The organism is Mesorhizobium sp. B2-4-18, assembly GCF_006441385.1.
In the GTDB taxonomy this organism is placed as follows: Bacteria; Pseudomonadota; Alphaproteobacteria; order Rhizobiales; family Rhizobiaceae; genus Mesorhizobium; species Mesorhizobium australicum.
The window spans coordinates 194,216-215,296 of the sequence record NZ_VFUW01000001.1; the positions used below are offsets into that span (position 1 = coordinate 194,216).

Below are 21,081 nucleotides of genomic sequence, written 5' to 3' on the forward strand. Positions count from 1 at the left end.
AGTTAGCCACCCCGTCCGCTGGCCGAAGCTATTTGAGCGCGTGCAGGGACACAAGCCACCGCTATCAACGATAGCTCGCATAGGGCCCGTGCGTACCCAATTCAGTATGTCGTGCGGCGCTCTTCCGAGGGCGGGCGGCCAAACTGCAGCCGATAGCTCTGGGCAAAATAGGAATGCGAGGTGAAGCCGGTCGCGATCGCCACGTCGAGGATCGGCATGTTGGTCTGGCGCAGCAATTCGCGCGCCCGCTCCAGCCGCAGCCGCATATAGTAGCGTCCGGGCGTGACGTTGAGATGGCGCAGGAACAGCCGCTCCACCTGGCGCACCGAGAGGCCCGCCGACTTGGCGAGCTGTACCGCTGACAGCGGCTCATCGAGATGGTCGGCCATCAGTTCGACGATGCGTCGCAACTTCTCCGACTTACCGGTGAGGTCACGTTCCGGCCCGACGCGCTGGCGGTCTCCGGCGGAGCGGATGCGCTCGTGCTGGAACTGGTTGGCGACGCCATTGGCGAGGTTGGAGCCGAAATCGCCACGCACGATCTCCAGCATCAGATCGATCGAGGTGGTGCCGCCGGCGCAGGTGTAGCGTTTGCGGTCGATCTCGAAGACGTTGCCCGTGCAGTTGATGTCGGGAAAGCGCTCGACGAAGCCGGCGCGGTTTTCCCAATGGATGGTGCAGCGATAGCCTTCGAGCTGGCCGGCCTCGGCCAGCAGGTAGGATCCGACCGACAAGGCACCAAGCGCGTTGCCGCGCCGGCCCCAGCTGCGCAAGGCGGCCAGAACCTTGCTCTTGCCCGGAAATTCTGTCGTCAAGCCGACCGAGACGAAGAGAATATCGACCGGCGGCAGGTCGGCGACGGCGTAGTCGATCTTAAGCGGCAGGCCGTTGGAAGCCATCACCGGGTCACCATCGGCCGACACAGTTGTCCAGCCGTAGAAGTCACGGCCAAGCAGGCGGTTCGCCGACCGGAAGGTATCGATCGCAGCGGCCAGCGAGAACATGGAAAACTTGTCGACCAGCAGGAAGGCGAACTGCCGGCCGCCTTGAACGGGATCATTCGTGACCGGCCGTTCCGGGGAAATAGTGGGGTTCGGCAAAGCTGCGGCTTTCAGGGTCAACCCGGGCTCAGAAGGAAGGCCGCTTCAATCCGGCCGCAAGGTAGGCCGAAGCTAACGTATTGGCCATCAACATGGCAATGGTCATCGGCCCGACACCGCCGGGCACCGGAGTGATCGCACCGGCCGCCCTGGCCGCTTCGGCATAGGCGACATCGCCGACGAGACGCGACTTGCCCTCGCCTTTCTCGGGCGCGGGAATGCGGTTGATGCCGACATCGATGACGGTGGCGCCAGGCTTAACCCAGTCACCCCTGATCATTTCCGGCCTGCCGACAGCGGCGACCAGGATGTCGGCCGTGCGGGCAAGCGCCGGCAGGTCCTTGGTGCGGCTGTGCGCGATGGTGACGGTGCAGTTGGCGGCAAGCAGCAGATTGGCCATCGGCTTGCCGACGATGTTGGAGCGGCCGACGACGACGGCGTTGAGGCCGGACAGGTCCTTGCCGCGCACGCGCTCGATCAAAAGCATCGAGCCGGCGGGCGTGCAGGGAACGAAGGCCGTGTCGAGTTCACCGGTGCCGAGCTTGCCGACATTGATAAAATGGAACCCGTCGACGTCCTTGTGCGGCGCGATCGCCTGGATGATCTTGCCGGCATCGACATGGGCTGGCAGCGGAAGCTGGACCAGGATGCCGTTGATTTCAGGATCGGCGTTGAGTTCGGCGATGAGCTTGAGCAGCGCCTCTTGGGACGTTTCCGCCGGCAGCGTGTGCTGAAGCGAATGAAAGCCGCATTCCTTGGCGGTGCGGGATTTGGAGGCGACATAGACCTGGCTCGCCGGATCCTCGCCGACGATGACCACGGCCAGGCCTGGCTTGGCCTTGCCTTTGGCGACCAGCTCGGCGGTCAGCGCCTTGACCGTCCGCACCACGTCTTCGGCAACGCTTTTTCCGTCAATCACTTCGGCCATGCCACCCTCAACATCGTTCCGCCCAACGCCGCTTCGAGAACATAATGCCGCGGCGCAGGCAATCTGCAGCGCGGCATTGTCACGAAAATACAAGCTCGCAATCCCGTCAAAGCGCCTTCCCATGCCGTTTACGCGAAACCGGCACGGTTTTGTTCGGCCTCCGCAGCCTATCTGATGGTTCAGAAGTAGCGGCGGCGGGTGCGGTTTTCCGTGAGTTCGCGGACCGCTTCGCGGAATTCACGCAGGCTGGCGCGGATCTCTTCGACCGATGCTTGTTCGCCACCCTCCTCGACCGGGGTCGGCCTCGCGGGCGGGGCGGCCGGTGGCTGCGCCGGAGGAGCGGGCGGCGGCGGATACGGCATCTGCGCCGCATAAGGTCCCGCTGAGCTTTGCGTGGAGGGATGGCCCGCTTGCGACCAGGGCTGCGCCTGGGGGTAGCCCAACGGCTGTGCATAGGGAGAGGACGGAAACGGGGGAGCCGGGTACGTTGCCTGTTGCGGCATCAGGGGCGAGCGCGAAGGCAAGGTCATCCGCTGCCCATACCCCGCATCGGGGCCCGGCTGGAAGGGTGACTGCGAATAATCCAGGCCGGCCGCCTGCCGAGGCCCGAAACCGGACTCCGGATGGCCAGGAAATAGCGGAGCGTTGACAGGCCGTCCGTTGTCGGCGAAGGCGGGCAGGCCGAACCCGCTGGAGATGTCGTCGTCGGCTTCGGCGGACGGCTTGCGGGACATGGCCTTGCGCATTCTCGACATAAGTGCGCCGATCCTCCCGGAGCTTTCGGCGGGAGCGGCCTCGGTCCGCGTGACCGGCGGCGGTGGTGCGGGCGGCGGCGGCACAGGCGCTGCCGCCATCGGTGGCTCTGGCGGAGGCTCCGCCCGGAATGCCTGCTCCTCGCGAGGCGCTCTCTGGTCAGCCAACTTGCGTTCGTCCACCTTGCGCTCGCGGCGTGAGCGCGCGCTTGCCGTCTCGCGCAGGCTGTCATAGGTGCCACGCAGAGCGCCGAGGCCAACACCGGAAGCAAGGCCAAGCAGCAGGCCGGCCAGCGCCACCAAGGCTCGTGAGGGTCCATTTGGCTCGAGGGGGGCCTGGGCGGGAGTGATCACATTGATGTTGGTCGTGTTGATGCCCGTCTGTTCACCAGTCTCCTTGGCGCGCAGGAGATATTGTTCGTAGACGGAACGCTTGGCTGTGGCCTCGCGCTCCAGTTCCCGCAGGACAACCAGGTCGCTGTTGACGTCGCCGCTTTGGACCTTTGCCTGGGCCAGCCGGGAAGCGAGATCCTGTTCGAGCTGAACCGCGCGCTTCAAGTCGACCTGCAGCGAAGAGGCGATGCGGCGCAGTTCGGCCGCGATGCGCTCGCGCGCGCCGGCGATCTGGGCGTCGAGGGCCTGGAGTTCTGGATGCCGCGGTCCCAGCCGGACCGCGGCACGATCGGCCTCCTGCTTCAGCGTTGCATATTGCGAGCGCAGATCGCTCATGGCGTTGGAGTTGATCTCTTCAGGCAACGTGCCGGTCAGAACGGAATTGACGTCCAGCGAACGCGCCGACGCCGCCCGGGCATTGAGTTCCAGCGTGCGGGCGCGGGCGACCGAGAGCTGCTCGTTGAGCTTGAGCATTTGATCGTCGCTGATCAGATGGCCTTGCGCGTCGACCAGGCCATGCGTGGCCCTGAAATCCTCGACCTTGCGCTCGGCCGCCTCGACCCCCTTGCGCAGATCGTCGAGCTTGGACGTCAACTCGTTCGTCGCGCGTCCGGCCATGTCGGACTGGTATTTGGCGGCTTCCTGCTGGAAGACGGTTCTCGTCGTATTGGCAATGAGCGCCGATTTGTCGCCGTTCTGGGTTACGGCGCTGACGGAAATGACAAAAGTCTTGCCGCTGCGTTCGACCGACAGGCTCTTGGCCAGATTGCCGACAGCCAGAGCCTGGCGGCGAACCTCATCGACGCCGCCCGGCCCATCGTTGCGTGACACGATCGAGCGGATGAGCGACATGACGCCGAGGCCGCCGGAGCCCTGGCCATTGAATTCCGGGTCGTTGACGAGGTTGAGATTCTTGACGACCTGATCGAGAACGGTGCCCGAGGTGAGCATCTTGATCCGGGTTTCGACGACGGCCAGCGCGGCATCGGGCTGGCCTACCGGTTGGGTGAGATCGCGGTCGGAGAGCTTCAGGTCACCCGGCTCGATGATCAGTTCGGTCGTGGCTTCGTATTTCTTCGGCATCGACAAGGCGATGGCAACGCCAAGTCCAGCGCCCAGTATCGTGGTCGCAACGATCAGCAGCTTCGACCTGGCAACGCCGCGAACGACCAGCATCGGATCGATCAGCGGCTTCCACTGCTGACTGTCCGCCCCGCCATTGGAGGACGGGTCGGCTCTGCCCGTAGCGCGGGACCCGATTGCATCATGGGCGCCACCCGTGCCCGAAGGTTCCTCCGGGGCGGGCCTTGCTGGCGGCATGTCGGGTGGCAAATCGCCGGTGCCGGTTTCCCCCCGCGAATGCCAGGCGCCGTCGGATTCAAACGGCTGCTCCTCGTCCAGGCGAGACCGTTCGGCGCTATCGGCTGCCGACCGAGGCGGGCTCGCCTTCGTCTCGCGACGGGAACGAGCCAGGCGATGGCGCGTGGCGGCATCCTCGCGCCACGAAGGGTCCGCGCGATCTCCAATCGAGACCAGCGAAGCATCGTCCTCGCCACGCACGGCTTCGCCAAGCGCCAGCAACGAGCGCTCGCGCTTCCAGTCTTCACGGTTTTCCCTGTCGACCATGTCGTGGAGCTTTACTCTTGGCCGCTTGGCAGCGGCGGTCGGCCATTCGTTAAGTCACGCTAAACAGGCATAGGAAACAAAAGGTTAATTTTCGAAAGAGGACGGCAAGAATTCACGCCATGGTTGCAACAATTTTCAACACAGCTGAAAGCTTCAGAACGGCGCGTTAAACTTTCCAGCCTATGCATTTTCCTCGACGTATGACTGAGGCCAGCGACATACCGCAAAGGCGGACCTTCGCGCGGATCGGCACCTTGATGGCCGAACGGCGGGGGCTGGTGCGCGACTATTTTTCGGCGATCAGCGGCGCCGGCGGGCGATTGGTGTTTTCACTCGCCTATTTCATCGCGCTCGCCAATACGCTGTCGATCGCAGAGTTCGGCATGTTCGCCACCGCCTCGGCGGCCGGCGTCATGCTGTCGAGGCTTCTCGCCTTCGGTTTCATTTCGGCACTCTACCGCACCGCCACCATCCGCCCCAATCTGATCGGCACGTTCACGGCGGGTTTCCTGCTGCTCGGCGCCGTCTCGCTGCCGCTTTTGGCCGTGGCCTCGTTCGGCGTCTACCTGATCTTCTTTGCCGGCACCGTGCCGCTGTCGGTATTCACGGCGATCGTTTTTGCCGAGGCGCTGCTGTGGCGGCCGGTGGAAGTGGCGCTGATCGTCAACAACGGGCTGGGCAAATTCGGCCGTGCAGCCGTGCTGGCGATCCTGGCCACCGCACTGCGGGCGCTTGGCGCGGTGTTGTTCATGGTCTCGCCACAGCATGACATTTGGATGTGGTCGTGGTTCTACATAGGGGCCAACGCCGCCTCGCTGCTTTTGGCTTTCGGCTGGTTCTATCCACGCCAGCGGCTGCGGCTGCGCATCGAACTCTATCTGCGGCGGCTCGCCGATTCCATCTATGTGGCCGGCGCCGAGGTGCTGTTCTACCTGCAATCGGAATTCGACAAGCTGCTGGTGCTGGCGATCGGCGGCCCGCATTTGGCCGGCATTTATGCCATCATCATGCGGCTCGTCGACCTGACGGCGATCCCCATCCGTACCTTCTCCATGATGCTCGTGCAGCGCATGATGCGCGCGCCGGAGCTGCTGTCGCGCCTTGCGATAAAGAGCGGCATCGAGGGCGGCGTGTTCCTCGTTTCAACGCTGGCGCTGGCAGCGCTTGGCATCGTGCTGCATTTCTTTCCCAACGCGCTCGGCAGGAATGTTTCCGAGGCCGCCCCCCTGGTGGCGCTGGCGATCTGCGTGCCTGGACTGCGCAATCTGGTCGAATACCAGGCCGAGCTTCTTTTCGCGCGCGGCCAGACGCTGGTGCGAGCGCTCAATCTCGGCCTGCTCGCCGCCCTCAAGGCGCTGCTGCTAATCTATGTGCTGACCACCATTTCCGAAACATCTGATCTGGTGCTGTCGCTCAACATCGTCTTCCTGCTGCTCTACCTCGCGTCCATGCTGCTGACCTATTCGGCGCTGCGCAGACCGGCCAAGGCAATCTAGGACAATCAGCGATCAAGCCCGATCAGGCGTCGGATCCGGCCTATATCGGTGCCGATAAAGGACTGCATGCCGATTGCCACCTGCTCTGGCGCCATGCTGGCAACGAAGCGGCGGAACTCGTCGTCCGACAGCGCCTTGCCCGTCCAGTGGACGCGGCAGAATTCTTCCGAACCGTGGAAGTGGCCGGCTCCGTCCAGCAGATCGTCGACATAGCGTCCGTAGATCATGCATTCGGAGAATTTGCGCGCCGAGCCGATGACCTCGACCCAGTCGCGGCCATGGACCTTTTCGATCCGGCCGCACATGGCAAGCACCGTGTCGCGGCGCCAGGCGATCAGCGTCGAGATATAATCATGGACCGATGTCCGGGACGAATCGATGCCAAGTGCCGTTCCGGCATTGCGCGACCACAAGCGATGCTCGTCATGGCCGTCATCGGCGAGCACACCATCCCGGCGAAACAAACGCGCCTTGCCATCTCGCCAAAAGGCACCGCAATCGAAGGCCTTCAGGAAAGCGACGTCGGAATCGCAGAAGATCAGCACATCTTCCCCCGCGTGGGCCGATATGGCGATACGGCGCAGCTGCTGCACGTGCCAGCCACGCAGCGGCTGGGTCTTCAGGCTGAGCCAGACGCGGCGGCGAAACAAGCTGAGCGGATCGTCGAAGGCGCGCAGCCAGCGCGGCAGGAGATCCCGCTCATCGACGACCGAACGGCGGCTGGTCTGCAACTGACGGAAAAGCGCAAGGTCGCGATGTTCGACCAGAATGTAGTGGTGCGCGGCACCCGAGACATGCCGGTCAAGCGTTTCGCACAGCAGTCGGCAGCGTTCGAAATCCGGGGCGTAGCTTGCCGTCACAACCGCTGCCGTCGGCGTGTTCGGCACCAGGCGTGGGCCGGCCAGCGGGTCTGGGACGAACCGCTTGTTCAACGAAACTCTCCGGGAGCATCTGCGACGGCTTCGGCGCCGCGCGCCCATTTCTGCTTGACGACCCGCCACAGGAACAGGGGGTTGCCGACCACGTAGCGGCGCCAGAGCCGGCCGGGCTCGACCGCCAGGCGGAACAGCCATTCCAACCGCAGGCGGCGCATCCACAGCGGTGCGCGCGGCACCGAGCCGCTCAGGAAATCGAGCAGCGCGCCGACCGCGATCGGCAGCGTGCAATGGCGTTCGTCGATGTGACGTTCAATCCACAATTCCTGGCGCGGCACGCCCATCGCGACCAGCAGCATATCAGGCCGTAGCTTGGCGATCCGGTCGATGATCTCCGGCTCCTGCGCGGGGGAGAAATAACCGTCGTGAATGACCACAAAGTTGTGCTGTACGGCAAGCGCCGCCAGCTTCACGGACGCCGCCTCGGCGTTGACACGGGTCGCTCCGAGCAGCCCCACCGTCAGCGGCCTCTTGGAAGCCTGCAGGAAGGCCGGCACGAAATCGGTGCCGTTGAGATTGTCGGGAAACGGCGCGCCGTAGAGAAGCTTCGCGGCGAGATCGACGCCAATGCCGTCCGGCAGGATGAGGAAATCGTCGAGCGCCTCGGCGAACACCGGGTCGGTGTGGGCGATATTGGCATTGTGGGCGTTGAGGAAACTGACCTTGGTGAAGCGCCGCTCGGCGATCAATCGGTTCAGCAAGGCAATCGCATCGTCCCAGCGGATCGCCAGCACCGGGATGCCGAGGATTGCCTTCAGGCTGTCAAAGCCGAACGCGGCACGGGCGGCGTGCATGTTCATGCAAACACCTCCTGCCGCACGGCGCCGATTCTTTCGAGACCGACACGAACCGCGGCGTCGAGCGCCTTGACCTGCCGGCGATGGAAGGTGCTGCCATCGACATCGTTGATGTCGGCCGCGGCTGCCTCCAGGGCCTTGGCGAAGCCGGCCGGATCGTCAGTGACGACGCAATTGTCGGGGCGATGACCGATACCGCGCAGCGACCGGCTGGTGGCCACCGAGGGCAGGCCAAGCTCGAAGGTCTCGATGGTCTTCAGCTGCACGCCGCTGCCCGCGGTGCTGATCAGCGGGATGACGGCCGCGCCGCGCACGAAAGCCCTGGCATCCGCGACACGGCCGACAAACTCGACGCCCGGATGCGCGGAGGTGACGCCGGAAGGCATGTGACCCGCTATGCGGATGCGGAAACCAGGCCGCAGATGCGGCACCACCTTGCCCAAGAACCAGTCGAGGCCGATGCGGTTCGGCTGCCAGGTCCAGGTGCCGATCAGGGCCGCGTCACAGTCGATCGCGCGCCGGCCGTTCCAGACTGGCGCCGTGGCGCCGGTCACCAGCGGCAGCACCGCCGAACGATCATCCGAGGCGACGCCAAGTGCCCCGCGATCCTCCTCGGCCAACGTGAAGACAAAACGCGCGCGGCGGCAGAGGCGCTCTTCGACCAGTTTGAGCAGCCTTGCCTCGCGCCGAAACAGCAGGCGCTGGAAAATGCCGGCGGCGGCAACGGCGTTCTCCCGCGCCGAGAGATGCTCGACATTGTGGGCGACGAAAATCGAAGGCCGGTCTTCGAAGACCCGTTCGAAAGCACCGGCGAACTGCACGGAATTCAACACATAGCCATCGAACGGACCGGCTCGTTCGAGGGCGGCCTGAACATCGTGGCTGGACACCGCACGCAACTTGACCGACGCGAAGGTCAGGCCTGAAAACATCGCCTTGCCGACCCAGACAAGCTTTTGCAGCGGCGAAGCACTTTCGGTGCGCACGTCGACCGCCCCCAGCACCACGGTATTTTCGGGATCGGCCGCGGCTTTTCCGGGCCAGGTGAAGCCGATGACCGTGACGCGCGCGCCGGCGCGCCGCAGGGCGGCGATAATCGCGGCGTTGGCTATCTCGTAGCCCGAGGCGAGAGCACCGTCGGGCACGATCGATGTGGCGAACAGCAGATGCATCTTACCTATCCTGTGGTGTAGCCGGTAGCAAAGCGCGGTGAACCCTTGATTAAACGAGCACGATCAACGCCCCAAAACCCATGTCAGGCGGGCCTCTCCGTGCAAGGTGATTAACGAAACCTTATCATCGTGGTGCTACCAGAACGCGACTCACGACGCGGCTGGACACGGATGATCCCTTTGCCATTGGACGGTTCGGTATCGATCGCGGGACGATCTCGCCTGCTCGACGTGGAGGCCGTCGAAGCGATCGTCACCTTGCCGACGTTCAAGCGGCCGCAACAGGTGCTGGAGACACTGGCGTCGCTTCGCGCGCAGCAAACCGACAGGCGCTTTGCCGTCATCCTCATCGAAAACGAGGCCGAGGCGCGGGAGGGCGCCAAGGCGGTGCTGCCGCTGTTAGAGCGCGGCGAGATACCGGGCATGGTCATCATCGCGCATGAGCGCGGCAATTGCAGCGCCTACAATGCCGGCTGGCAGACGGCGATCCTGCAGTTCCCGAACTTCAAGCATCTTCTGGTCATCGACGATGACGAGACCGCCGATCCGCAATGGCTGGAGCGGATGTGCCACGCCGCCGAAACGCTCGCCGCCGACATCGTCGGCGGCCCGCAGGTGCCCGTTTTTGCCGATCCTGCCCATGCCAAATGGGCCGAGCATCCCGTCTTCGCACCCCCCTACCGGGAGACGGGACGGGTGCCCGCGCTCTATTCGTCCGGCAATCTTCTGGTCGGGCGCAACGTGCTGACCGCGATGGGGCCGCCCTTCCTCGATCTCAGATTCAATTTCATGGGCGGCGGCGATTCCGACTTTCTCAGCCGGTCGGCGCAACGCGGCTTCGTGCTGGGCTGGTGCGCCGAAGCCAAGGTGCGGGAGACCGTTCCGGCCCGGCGCGTCGAGACCGACTGGATCCGCGCCCGCAGCCTACGCAACGGTGTCATCTCGACACTGGTGGAAAAGAAGAGGCGCGCCGGCATGCCGTTCGCCGGCGCCAAGGTATTCGCCAGGAGCCTGGCGCTGCTTGCCGCCTCGCCGCTTCGCGGCATCATGCGGCTGGCGCGCACGGGATCCCCGGCGGCCGCCATCTACCCCGTCCATGTGGCGCTGGGCCGCGTGCTGGCCGAATTCGGATATGCCAATGAGCAATACCGCCAGCCTGAGAAGAACTGAGCGCGCGCCGCTCAGCGCCGCGTTCACGCGCGGTGGCGTGGCGACCGCGATCGCCGCGCTGCTGTTCACCGTCATCATGGTGTCCTTCCGCCCGTTCCAGCCGGCCGGCGCCGAACTCACCGGCGAAGGGGGCGACATCGTCAATCAGCTCGGCTTCGGCTCGCTCGGCGGGATTTCGATCTTCGCTCTGCTGGCCTTCGCCGATCCGCGCGTCGTGCGCTCGCTGCTCAGCCCGTCCTGGATACTGATGCTGGGCTTCTTCTTCCTGTCCGTGGTGCTGGCGACCGATCCGCCCTCGGCAATGCGCGCGGCGTCCTTCACCATGATCGGCATCCTGACGATGGCGACGATCCTGGCGCTACCCCGCGACGCGGAGTCCTTCTCCAGGGTCATCATCTTCACCGCGGTCGTGGTCATGGGCCTGTCCTATCTCGGCCTGATCGTCTTTCCGCACGAGGCGATGCACACGGCTGACTCGCAGGAGCCCGAACATGCCGGCCTGTGGCGCGGGGTGTTCACCCACAAGAACATCGCCGGCCCGATCATGGCCTGCTTCAGCTTCGCCGGGCTTTATCTCTACCGACGCGGCCAGCGCTGGTGGGGCGCGGGTATCTTCTGCGCGGCGATGATCTTCATGCTGCACACCGGCTCCAAGACCACCGCCGGGCTGGTGCCGTTCTCGATCCTGATCGTGATGTTTCCGAGTCTGATGGGCATGCGGCTCGGTACGCCGATCCTGTTCATGCTGGCGATCATCGCCACGGCGGTCGGCACGCTGGGCATCGTCTTCCTGCCGCCGGTGAAGCATCTGGCGGCCATCTACTTCCCCGACCTCACCTATACCGGCCGGACGACACTGTGGGAGTTCGCCGGCTCGATGCTGGCGAAGAAGCCGTGGACCGGCTACGGTTATGAGAGCTTCTGGGGCACGCCGCTGCTGCTCAACCAGGACCAACCCTTCGATCGCCCGTGGGACATCAGGACCATCGTGCACGGCCATGACGGCTATCTCGACATCGCGGTGCTGATGGGCATCCCTGCCCTTTGCGTGGCGGTCTACACCTTCCTCATCGCACCATTGCGCGACTATATGCGCATTCCGCAGCGCAAGGAGAACATCTATCTCGGCGATTTCTTCATGATGGTAGTGCTGTTCACCGCACTCAACGCCTTTCTCGAGAGCTTCTTCTTCCATCGCGGTGATCCGGTCTGGCTGTTCTTCGTGCTCGGCGTGCTGGGCCTCAGGCAAGTGTCGTTGCGGCCGATCGCGGTGCGCACGCCTGTTCAGCGGTCCTGAGAGGGCTTCCCCACCGACCCGCGAGCGTCTATGTCATGGCCTTTCCTCGGAGGGCTCTCGATGACGATCAGGCTTGTTCTCGCCGGTTGCGGCAATATGGGTTACGCCATGCTCTCGGGCTGGCTGAAGTCCGGCAAGCTTGCACCCTCGGCGGTTTTCGTGGTCGAGCCCAATGCCGAGCTGCGCGATCGCGCAGTGGCGCTTGGCTGCGGCTCGGCAGCGGATGCCGGGGCCATTCCGGCGGATGCCGTGCCCGATCTGGCCGTCATCGCGGTGAAACCTCAGGTGATTCGCGACGTCACCGCCGCGTACAAGCGCTTCGGCGATGGACGCACCACTTTCGTCAGCATCGCCGCCGGCACGCCGTCCGCCACCTTCGAGGGCATTCTCGGCAACCGCGCTCCCGTTGTGCGGTGCATGCCCAACACGCCGGCGGCCATCGGCAAGGGCATGATGGTGGTGTTTTCCAATCCCCTGGTTTCCGCCGACGCCAAGCGCTTCGTCGCCGACCTTCTGTCGGCCAGCGGCGAAGTGGCCACTATCGATGACGAGGGCCTTATGGATGCGGTGACCGCCGTGTCCGGATCGGGTCCGGCCTATATCTTCCATTTCATCGAGGCGCTGACGGTGGCCGCCGAGAAGGCCGGCCTGCCGGCGGCGACCGCCAGGCTGCTCGCCATGCAGACCGTTTACGGCGCGGCCTCGCTCGCCGCCGAAAGCCGCGAGGACCCGGCCGTGCTGCGCAAGCAGGTGACCAGCCCCAACGGCACGACGGCGGCGGCGCTTGGCGTGCTGATGGGCGATGACCGGTTGACCAATCTCCTCACGCAAGCGGTGGAAGCGGCGCGGCTGCGGTCGATCGAACTAGGGAAATAGAGCAGACTCCCTAGGCCAGATCGGTATGCGAGAAGTCGTTGCCTTTGTAGAGCAGAGCAGAGCCGCGGCCCTTTGCGCAAGCATAGGACAGGCAATCGGCCAGGTTGAGTTGGGCGGGATGCCCGCGTCCTTTTCCATAGTCTGAAAAAGCTTGGACCGCGAGCTTGGCATCGCCGGCGTCGATGGGAACGATTTCGATTTCGGCCTCGCGCAGAAAAGCCTCTATCGCCACTTCAGCGACGAGCGGCTCGACGGCCAGCATAGTTGAAAGCCGCATAGCCGCTTCGAGCACCACCAGCGCGGAAGTAATCCTGCGAGGTGCTACCGCGATGCGGTTGCTCCACTCGCCAGCATCTCCTTCTCCCGAAAGAATTGCGACGACCACCGAGGTGTCGACAAACATCAGGAGTGGCCCCACATCTCATCGATCTCATCCTTGTGTACGGGCCGGCCGCCCTGGCCAGCTCTGGCTTTGAGTTCATCGGCGATGGCAGCCAGCCGCTGCGCCAACGGAGCGCGTCCACTTTCCCGTTTCAGTTCGGACTCAAGAGCTTCGATCACCGCCTCGGTCATCGAAATCTTGCGTTTGGCGGCGAGCCGCTGTGCCAGTTCACGTGCACGCGGGTCCCTGATCTGGAGGTTCATTGGTCGATCCTCGGCGTCATCTGCCATTACAATATAGCGCATCTGTCATGACAGCGCCACAACGGGCTTGTTTCCGTACAGCATCTCGTCTTGCAGGCGGCGCAGCGCGAACAGACTGGTCGTCCGGTCTGGCGCTGCATTGTCGGTGGTCAGCAGTGCACCTTTCCTGACCGGCTTCAGCACCTTGCCGCCCTCGAGCAGGCCGACCGGCACGGCGCGCTGGGAATGCGCGTCGCCGACGGTCATGGTCCAGGAGCGATAGCAAGTCTCGCCGATCGCATCGAAGGTCTCGCCGGCGGCGAGATCGCGCTTGGCGACGGCGCAGACCTCGGCAACCGGCCGCGGCAGCGGCACCATGTCGGGCTTGCCGAACAGCACGATGCGAGCGGCCGTCAGCGGCACTTCCAGTGAGGTCAGATGGTAGGGCCGGAACAGGCTGTAATAGGGACCGCGGCCGATATGCAGGTCGTCCATGCGTTCGATGATGCGCGGATGCGTCGCCTCGACGATGACGAAGACACCGGGCGCCACACCCTTGCCGATAGTGTAGTCGACGACGCCTTTTTTCAGCAGGAGGCCACCATCCTCGCGCGGGATCAGCACCTTGACGAGGTCATCGCGGTCGGCCTTGGGACCATGCATGCCGGGCACGTCAGGCACCAGCCCGGTGGCGTTGGCGATGGCGCACATCTCGACCATGGTCTTGGAGCCGTCGACGAACTCGACCAGCATGCGCGGGTTCATGTTGCGGCGGGTCGCTTCCTCGCGATAGTCGTCAGGCACGGCATCGTGGTTGAGCGGGTTGTTCTTGCCCTTGCCAGCCGAGACGATGGTAAGGCCGAGTGCGGACGCGAACTCGATCAGTTCCATGCAACTCGACGGCTCGTCGCCGGCGCCGACCGAATAAACCACGCCAAGCCGGTCGGCCTGCTGCTTGAGGTAACAGCCGATGGTGACGTCGGCCTCGACATTCATCATTACCAGGTGCTTGCCGTGCTCCATCGCCATCAGGTCGAAATCGGCGGCGACGCCCGGCTTGCCGGTGGCGTCGATGACGACGTCGATCAGTGGGTTGGTGACCAGCATCTCGTTCGAGGTGATGGCTATTTTTCCAACCTCGATCGCCGCGGTGACTTTCGACGCGGTGTCGGCTTCGACCGCCATCGCCTCGTCACCGTAGGCGATGCGGATGGCGTCACGCGCGGTGTGCGGGCGCCGGGTCGAGACGGCGCAAACCGCAATGCCGGGCATCAGCATGCCTTGCGTGACGAGGTCAGTGCCCATTTCGCCGGAGCCGATGATGCCGATGCGCACCGGGCGGCCCTCGGCGGCACGTCTGGCGAGATCGCGGGCAAGCCCGGTCAAGGCGACATTGGTCATGCGGGATGTCCACAGCTTCTTGGTCTGGACGCGAATTAGCAGGGACCATTCCCCTGTGCCAACAAAACCGCTCGCGACCGGCGATTTCCAACGAAAATGGCCCGTGACAAGCGTCGTCGCCTTGGCCGATTGGCCCAAAGGCTTGCCAATTGACATTGTTGCGAACAGTCTCAATAAAACATTCGTTTGCCAACAAAGGCAAATGTTCATCGAGACAACCGCTCGGAGGGGCACTCGTCTCGCGGCATCTGGGGAGTGCCTTTGCGCTAAGGTGGCGGCAGAGGCTGAGAGAAAGGAGCACCGCGAAGCTTTAGGCTCGGGGCTCCAGGGGAGGAAGAATGGATACTCTACTCGCTGGCCTCAAGGGGGCCATCGACACGCTCGGCGCGACAATCCTGCTGCCGATCGTCATTTTCATCATTGCCGTGGTTTTGGGCGCCAAGGTCAGCAAGGCCTTTCGCGCCGCCGTCACCATCGGGGTCGCCTTCATCGGTATCAACCTTGTGCTTGGCCTGATGTTCACGTCGATCGGCGACGTCGCCAAGGCCATCGTCACCAACACCGGCATTCATCGCGACATTATCGACGTCGGCTGGCCCTCGGCGGCCGCCATCGCCTTTGGCTCCTCGGTCGGGCTTTGGGTCATCCCGGTCGGCATCCTGGTCAACATCGTGCTGTTGCTGACGCGCATGACGCGCACGCTCAATGTCGACGTCTGGAATTTCTGGCATTTCGCCTTCGTTGGCTCGCTCGTCGTCGCCGCCATCGACAATCTGGCCTACGGCATTGCCATCGCGGCCCTGGTTGCGGCGCTGTCGCTGCTGTTCGCCGATTGGTCGGCGCGCGCGGTGCAGCAATTCTACGGCGTTCCCGGCATTTCGGTGCCGCATCTCGCCTCGGCGCAAATCCTGCCGATCGCCATCATCCTGAACTGGATCATGGACCACATTCCCGGCATCAACCGCATCAACATCAACACCGAAACCATCGAGCGCCGCTTCGGCGTGTTCGGCGAACCGGTCGTGCTCGGCCTGATCATCGGCCTCGTGCTCGGCGCCATCGCCTTCTACAATGCCGGCGATCCCGGCACGGTGCTGGCCAAGGTGCTGGGCACCGGAATGACACTTGCCGCGGTTATGCTGCTGCTGCCGCGCATGGTGAAGATCCTGATGGAGGGCCTGATCCCGGTTTCCGACGCGGCGCAGGAGTTCGTGCGCAAGCGCACCGGCGATCGCGAGCTTCTCGTCGGCCTCGATTCGGCGATCCTGATCGGCCATCCCGCCGCGATCTCGTCGTCGCTGATCCTGGTGCCGATCGCGATCATCCTGTCGGTGATCCTGCCGGGCAACCGCGTCATCCTGTTCGCCGATCTGGCGGTCATCCCGTTCATCGTCGCCATGACCGCCCCGCTGGTCAAGGGCAATGTGTTCCGCATGGTGGTGATCGGCACGGTGACCTTGGCGATCGGCTTCTATGTCGCCAACGCCCTGGCGCCGCTGTTCACCAGTGCGGCCGTCGCGTCGGGCTTCAAACTGCCAGCGGATGCTTTGCAGATCACCTCGGTGGTCGACGGCTTCCTGTGGGTACCCTATGTGATCATCGAGGCGATCCAGGGACTTGGGCTCATCGGCATCGTCGTGATCGCTGTGGTCATCGCGGCGCTGTTCGTGCTCTATCGCCGCAATCCGCTCGGCTGGGAACGGGCGGCGGGCGCCGAGGACGAGCCGGCCGAAGGCACGGCCTGAACGCACGCGTGCCTTCATCTGAAACGATCGTGCGCCTTCGCCGGGCGCACGATTTATCGACGGAGCAAGACATGTCCGACGCCCTCATGCAGCTTCTGGATCCCGAAGCGATCGTGCTCGGGTCGGACGCGTCGACCAATGAGGAGATCATCCGCGTCCTGGCGGGACGGCTCGAGGCCCTTGGCTATGTCAAGAGCTCCTATGCCGACGCGGTCGTGCGCCGCGAAACGACCATCCCGACAGGATTGCCGCTGGAACGCGCCGACAATGTCGCGGTGCCCCACACCGATCCCGAGCATGTGCTGAAGCCCGGCATCGCAATGGGCACGCTGAGAAAGCCGGTGATCTTCGCCAACATGGAAGACCCCGACGAGAAGCTGCCGGTGGGTTTCGTCTTCCTGCTTGCGATCAATGACAAGGACAAGCAGATTGAAGCGCTGCAGTCCGTCATGGCCACGATCCAGAATCCAGATGCATTGGACGGCTTGAGGTCGGCCAGGACGCTTGACGACGTGCGCACCGTGCTCGGCTGATATCAAGGGAAAGCAAAGATGGCCCGACAGAAGACAATTCTCTTTGCCTGCGGCACCGGCATCGCCACCTCGACTGCGGTCAACGTCGCGGTCACCGAGGCGATGAAGATGCGCGGCCTTACCTTCAACGCGCAGCAGGCCAAGGCGACCGAAGTGCCGGGGCTCGCCGATAGCGTCGACTTCATCGTCGCCACCACGCCGATCTCGGCTTCGGTGACCAAGCCGGTCATCAAGGGCCTCGCCTTCCTCACCGGCATCGGCAAGGACAAGGTGCTCGACGAGATCGAGGCGCAACTGCGCAAGTAGGTCGCGGACAATGCTGCCTTCGGTGGGCCCGGCTCAGACCACCCTGACGTAACTCGTCATGCCCGATTTCTGGTGCTCGATGATGTGGCAATGCAGCAGCCAGTCGCCGGGATTGTCGGCGACGAAGCCGAGGCTCACCTTCTCATTGGGCTGGATGAGATAGGTGTCCGAAATCAACGGCTGCACCGGCCGCGTCGAGGATGACAAAACCTTGAAGCTCATGCCGTGCAAATGCATCGGATGCGATTGCGGCGTCAGGTTCTCCATGTCAATGACATAGCTCCTGCCGAGCTTCAATTCGGCCAGCGGCGCGGTTGGATCGGGCGTATCGCCCGGCCACGGCACCTTGTTGATCGCCCAGAAACTGTAGCCGAGCGAACCGCAGATGCTGTCGCTCGGGACGTTCTCCGCCGTGGCGCTGAGCGACAGGGAGATATGCTGGGCCGAGCCGAGATCCACTTCCGCCACCGGATTCACTTCCAGCGGCGCAACGTCGCGAACGTCCCGCTTGAGCGAGTTGCCCGTCGCGCGCAGCGTCGCCAGCACCTTGGGCTTGGTGCCCCTGACGTCCCGCAGGCTGACGGTCGCGCCCTCATCGTCGGGCATGCGGATGGCGAGTTCCATGCGCTGTCCCGGTCCAAGCAGCAAGGCATCGGGCGCAAAGCGCTCCGGCACCGGATTGCCGTCCAGCGCCATCACCATCGCTTCGGCGCCGTCGACGCGAAAGGCATGGATGCGGGTGACATCGGTAATGGCGATGCGCAGCCGCACCAGCCCGCCGGCGGGCGCGTCATATTGCGGCTGATCGAGCCAGTTGGCGGTACGCACCGTGCCGTAAGTGCCGGTTCTCGCGGCATCGCGCGGCCGGAACTGGTCGATGAACTGGCCGTCGTCGCCAAGGCGCCAGTCGCGCAGGTTGAGGACAAACTCGGCGTCGAATTCCGGATCGTTCGGGTTTTCAACCACGATCACGCCGGTCAGGCCGTGCCCCATCTGCTCCAGCGTGTTGCAGTGCGGGTGATACCAGAAGGTGCCGGCGTCGGGCGGCGTGAAGGCATAGTCGAAATGATCGCCGGTGTAGACGTAAGGCTGCACCAGGAAGGGCACGCCATCCATCTTGTTCGGCAGGCGAATGCCGTGCCAGTGGATGGTCGTCGGATCGTCGATGGCATTGTCGAGGCGCGCGGCAAAGGGTTCGCCTTTTTTCATCCTGAGCACCGGCGGCATTCCCGCTTTGCCGTAAGTCAGCACATTGTTGGTCTGGCCGACATCCATCAGCTTCGCCTGGATTTTAGCCGTCCGCAGCACCACCGGCTCAGGCGCGGACGCCGCCCAGCCGCCAATCCTGCCCATGGCGGCAAGCCCGAGCCCGCTCGCACCGGCAACGGCGGCAGTTTTCAGCAGTCCGCGGCGTGTAAATACGGTCATGTCGCACTCCAACGGAAAAGCTGACTGCTCTCCGCAACTTTGCCGTCATAGCCGGACACGCATGCCTTGCCAACGGCCCAGTCGCGGCCGCCCTCCTCCTGTCAGTGCAATGAGGCCAGCAGGGCTGGACACATTCCGGTCGATGGCGGCTGGTCGGTGCCTTGCGGCGGGTCTATGCCTGATCCACGCTTTCCAGGAAGCGGGCGAAGATCGGGTTGAAGCGGCCGGGAGAATCCCAGAACGGCGCATGGCCCGATTTGTCGAGCAGATGCGCCTTGCCACCAGCCGGACAGGCAGCCATCCGACAACCCGTCATGTCGAAGAACAGCATCTTGGTTAACGAATTGTGTCATGCTGAAGCCTGCGTTCGACCTATGAGGCCGCGCCACCGGCAAGCACCATAGGCCTGTTCACATTGCCGGCGGCCATTGATTGGTGATGAAATTGTGCTGCCGCGCCTTGTCGATCGGCCTCGCGGGGACGCCGACCGCGGTGCTCCCCGCCGGAATATTCCTGGTGACAACGGCGCCCGCACCGATAAGCGAGCGGCTGCCGATTGTGACCTCTTCTACGATGCACACGTTTGGGCCGATATAGACCTCGTCCCCTATCGACGCGGATTTGCCAAGCGTCGCCCCGATCGTCACATACTGGGAGTTGTTGCCGATCGTTGCCGTATGATGGACCACGCAAGGGCCGCCATGGCCGATGTAAAAGCCAAGGCCGATGCTGGTCTCCACAGGGATTTGTATGCCGAATTTCCTCATCTTCAGCGAGAGGAAGAGACGGGCTGTCCGGCACACGACGGAATTGTCCGACTCCCGCGATCCGGTGCCAGACCATGTAGTTGAAGCCCCGATTCGGGAGGTACTACCGGCACAAGTCACGATGTCGATGCTGCGCGTATAGCGATACAGATCGCTCTTGATGGCCTCGAATATCTGCATTATGGCCTCGGCACCCATGCCCGGAATGGGAACGGGCACTAGATCATCCCGGTAGCGCAAAGGGAACAAACGCCGTGGGCAATCCACGGATTCCGGCGCATGCCGTGACTTCATCGCCTGTCCGTGCCGGAAAGACGGTTGTTTGCAGGGTGTCTGGTGCTGCGAGAGAGGATTGAACTCGCTTGACCAGCTACTAACAGTCTGTAAAACCACGGTTTTCAGTCGCCGTCGACTGCAGTCTGTGTACCATTCGGATGTACTTACGTCCAGTCCTCAGCGACCCCTCCAAGTCGCGTTAACGGAGAAGTTCGACCTCAGCCTCAAAAATTGAACCGATCGTTAGCTTGGCGGTAGTCTCGGCAGATACCCCTTTGATGCCTGCAACACCAATGCCGTCCAACTGCCCGGCCGGCTCGGAATTCTGTAGCCTCTCTCGTAACGACGTGAAAATCGGGAGCGGCATGGCGAGCCGTGCACGTATCCTCGTGAACCTGCCTTCTGGAGTATTTATGGGATCGGGCGCGGAGAGAATTACCTCTCGTCCAATATGATTTGCGGTGGCGAAACGGTCGGAACTGCGCTCAACCGCCCCTTGGAGCTCCAGGCCGATGGCTGCGCGCTTCCGCTGCACGACTTCGAGCCGAAGTTGCTCTTCCTCGCCGGATGTTTCCCGGTCGTAGGCATTTTGACCGTAAGGCGCCGCTATGGTGGCGGCCATAGCCGGATAACCAATCAACCCTAGCGCCCGCGCCAAGGTTGCTCGGCGACCGGCTTCGTCGGCGCTGGACAAAGTGTCCTTCCTTACACGAAACCGGGTATCGCCTTCAGGGTCCTCGATTAGCAGAGACGATTCGAACCCTCCTCCAGTCCGTCCGACCAAGAGCGCAGATATAAGCTTTTGCCCGCGAACAGCTGGCGGAAGCACGACATTCGTCTTTTGAAGCCGCCCCGCTTTAATCTGATCCAGCCTCGTCTGAGACGAGGTCTGAGTTCCTTTACACTCGATTGCATGCCAGCGACCTGAGCTGTCCTGACCTATGAAATCAGGTGACTTGAACTGTCCATTCTTTGCGATCAGAAGTGCCTTTGCTCCCACGGCTGGCGCGAGGAATTGGACGAAATAGCGGCCGTCGAAAACGGTCTGGAGATCTAGCGCGGACACTAAGTAGGAAAGAGCCACTCCCATCCCAAAATCGTCGCTCAGGATCGTCTTTTGATGGGCATCCAAATCGACATAACTTGATTTGAGCAGAAATCCCGGCCCATCGGCGAAAGCTGACGCGTATCGAAGCCAAGCCCACCATGCGTTGATCGAAAGCCCCATCGACGTCACGGGTATCGCTAGCGAACCGATCCGGACCATCATGTCCAAAATATCGACTGACAACTGCTTTGTCACAGGAAGCAAGCTGCGCGGCGGAGCTTTTCCGCGCGGCCAGGTATTCCTCGTCAAGTTTACCAATAGCGTTCGCTGCATCGCTCAGCCCCCTTTGCATCCGTCCCCCTAGTATCGCGCCCAGCCTCGGACGCGAATCCAGCAATTGCTCTTGTTCTT

General features: G+C 63.4%; 20 protein-coding genes. 7 read left to right on the top strand and 13 right to left on the bottom strand.

Features of this window, described 5'->3' with window-relative positions; translation table 11 throughout:
* Positions 1-101: 101 nt before the first annotated feature.
* From FJ527_RS00880 to FJ527_RS00890, 3 genes are all read right to left on the bottom strand, one after another.
* Positions 102-1,100: a GlxA family transcriptional regulator gene (locus FJ527_RS00880; protein WP_032922464.1), complete on the bottom strand. Its 999-nt coding sequence runs from the start codon at positions 1,098-1,100 to the stop codon at positions 102-104.
* A gap of 28 nt (positions 1,101-1,128) precedes the next feature.
* On the bottom strand, positions 1,129-2,028 hold the full coding sequence (gene folD, locus FJ527_RS00885) for a bifunctional methylenetetrahydrofolate dehydrogenase/methenyltetrahydrofolate cyclohydrolase FolD (RefSeq protein WP_140715820.1): 900 nt from the start codon (positions 2,026-2,028) through the stop codon (positions 1,129-1,131).
* Positions 2,029-2,207: 179 nt separating this feature from the next.
* Positions 2,208-4,799: a GumC family protein gene (locus FJ527_RS00890; protein WP_140821216.1), complete on the bottom strand. Its 2,592-nt coding sequence runs from the start codon at positions 4,797-4,799 to the stop codon at positions 2,208-2,210.
* 200 nt (positions 4,800-4,999) lie between these two features.
* Here FJ527_RS00890 and FJ527_RS00895 point away from each other — a divergent pair, with 200 nt between their 5' ends.
* The gene (locus FJ527_RS00895) at positions 5,000-6,295 is read left to right on the top strand and encodes a lipopolysaccharide biosynthesis protein (RefSeq protein ID WP_140821218.1); all 1,296 of its coding nucleotides are present in this window, start codon (positions 5,000-5,002) and stop codon (positions 6,293-6,295) included.
* A 5-nt stretch (positions 6,296-6,300) separates the two neighbouring features.
* On the opposite strand, the gene FJ527_RS00900 is transcribed toward FJ527_RS00895, so the two are convergent.
* From FJ527_RS00900 to FJ527_RS00910, 3 genes are read right to left on the bottom strand one after another with little or no spacing between them, the layout of a single operon-like run.
* Positions 6,301-7,227: a DUF6492 family protein gene (locus FJ527_RS00900; protein ID WP_140821220.1), complete on the bottom strand. Its 927-nt coding sequence runs from the start codon at positions 7,225-7,227 to the stop codon at positions 6,301-6,303.
* Positions 7,224-8,030 (bottom strand): WecB/TagA/CpsF family glycosyltransferase, encoded by an 807-nt coding sequence (locus FJ527_RS00905; RefSeq protein WP_015316291.1) that lies wholly within the window; start codon positions 8,028-8,030, stop codon positions 7,224-7,226. The genes FJ527_RS00900 and FJ527_RS00905 overlap by 4 nt, the downstream gene beginning before the upstream one ends.
* On the bottom strand, positions 8,027-9,199 hold the full coding sequence (locus tag FJ527_RS00910; protein ID WP_140821222.1) for a glycosyltransferase family 4 protein: 1,173 nt from the start codon (positions 9,197-9,199) through the stop codon (positions 8,027-8,029). The genes FJ527_RS00905 and FJ527_RS00910 overlap by 4 nt, the downstream gene beginning before the upstream one ends.
* A 171-nt stretch (positions 9,200-9,370) precedes the next feature.
* Here FJ527_RS00910 and FJ527_RS00915 point away from each other — a divergent pair, with 171 nt between their 5' ends.
* Genes FJ527_RS00915 through proC form a run of 3 tightly spaced genes read left to right on the top strand, consistent with a single transcriptional unit; the run spans position 9,371 to position 12,542 of the window.
* On the top strand, positions 9,371-10,369 hold the full coding sequence (locus FJ527_RS00915; RefSeq protein WP_140821224.1) for a glycosyltransferase: 999 nt from the start codon (positions 9,371-9,373) through the stop codon (positions 10,367-10,369).
* Positions 10,338-11,666: an O-antigen ligase gene (locus FJ527_RS00920; protein WP_140821226.1), complete on the top strand. Its 1,329-nt coding sequence runs from the start codon at positions 10,338-10,340 to the stop codon at positions 11,664-11,666. The genes FJ527_RS00915 and FJ527_RS00920 overlap by 32 nt, the downstream gene beginning before the upstream one ends.
* A 60-nt stretch (positions 11,667-11,726) precedes the next feature.
* Positions 11,727-12,542, top strand: a complete 816-nt coding sequence (gene proC / locus FJ527_RS00925; protein ID WP_140821228.1) for a pyrroline-5-carboxylate reductase — start codon at positions 11,727-11,729, stop codon at positions 12,540-12,542.
* Positions 12,543-12,552: 10 nt separating this feature from the next.
* Here the strand turns inward: proC and FJ527_RS00930 are convergent, their stop codons facing one another.
* The 3 genes from FJ527_RS00930 to FJ527_RS00940 are packed head-to-tail and all read right to left on the bottom strand — an operon-like array spanning position 12,553 to position 14,567.
* Positions 12,553-12,945 carry a type II toxin-antitoxin system VapC family toxin gene (locus FJ527_RS00930; RefSeq protein WP_015316286.1) on the bottom strand — a complete coding sequence of 131 codons (393 nt, stop codon included), beginning with the start codon at positions 12,943-12,945 and terminating at the stop codon, positions 12,553-12,555.
* On the bottom strand, positions 12,945-13,187 hold the full coding sequence (locus tag FJ527_RS00935; protein ID WP_015316285.1) for a type II toxin-antitoxin system VapB family antitoxin: 243 nt from the start codon (positions 13,185-13,187) through the stop codon (positions 12,945-12,947). Before FJ527_RS00935 ends, FJ527_RS00930 begins: the two co-directional genes overlap by 1 nt.
* Positions 13,188-13,232: 45 nt before the next feature.
* A complete protein-coding gene (locus FJ527_RS00940; protein WP_140821230.1) occupies positions 13,233-14,567 on the bottom strand; it encodes an NAD(P)H-dependent oxidoreductase in 1,335 nt (444 codons plus the stop codon).
* Positions 14,568-14,905: 338 nt separating this feature from the next.
* On the opposite strand from FJ527_RS00940, the gene FJ527_RS00945 reads away from it, so the two are divergent.
* From FJ527_RS00945 to FJ527_RS00955, 3 genes are all read left to right on the top strand, one after another.
* Entirely contained in the window at positions 14,906-16,312 is a 1,407-nt protein-coding gene (locus FJ527_RS00945) for a PTS transporter subunit IIC (protein WP_140821232.1), read from the top strand.
* A 71-nt stretch (positions 16,313-16,383) separates the two neighbouring features.
* Positions 16,384-16,845, top strand: coding sequence for a PTS sugar transporter subunit IIA (locus FJ527_RS00950; RefSeq protein WP_140821234.1), 462 nt, complete (start codon positions 16,384-16,386; stop codon positions 16,843-16,845).
* Between the two features lie 18 nt (positions 16,846-16,863).
* Positions 16,864-17,151, top strand: a complete 288-nt coding sequence (locus FJ527_RS00955) for a PTS sugar transporter subunit IIB (protein WP_015316281.1) — start codon at positions 16,864-16,866, stop codon at positions 17,149-17,151.
* 33 nt (positions 17,152-17,184) lie between these two features.
* Here FJ527_RS00955 and FJ527_RS00960 read toward each other — a convergent pair whose 3' ends face one another.
* From FJ527_RS00960 to FJ527_RS00975, 4 genes are all read right to left on the bottom strand, one after another.
* Positions 17,185-18,579 carry a multicopper oxidase family protein gene (locus FJ527_RS00960; RefSeq protein ID WP_140821236.1) on the bottom strand — a complete coding sequence of 465 codons (1,395 nt, stop codon included), beginning with the start codon at positions 18,577-18,579 and terminating at the stop codon, positions 17,185-17,187.
* A gap of 172 nt (positions 18,580-18,751) precedes the next feature.
* Complete coding sequence (locus FJ527_RS00965; protein WP_246677667.1) at positions 18,752-18,910, bottom strand: hypothetical protein; 159 nt, start codon at positions 18,908-18,910, stop codon at positions 18,752-18,754.
* A 79-nt stretch (positions 18,911-18,989) separates the two neighbouring features.
* Entirely contained in the window at positions 18,990-19,526 is a 537-nt protein-coding gene (locus tag FJ527_RS00970; protein WP_210241243.1) for a hypothetical protein, read from the bottom strand.
* A 295-nt stretch (positions 19,527-19,821) separates the two neighbouring features.
* Positions 19,822-21,003 carry a hypothetical protein gene (locus tag FJ527_RS00975; RefSeq protein ID WP_140821238.1) on the bottom strand — a complete coding sequence of 394 codons (1,182 nt, stop codon included), beginning with the start codon at positions 21,001-21,003 and terminating at the stop codon, positions 19,822-19,824.
* Positions 21,004-21,081: the final 78 nt, after the last annotated feature.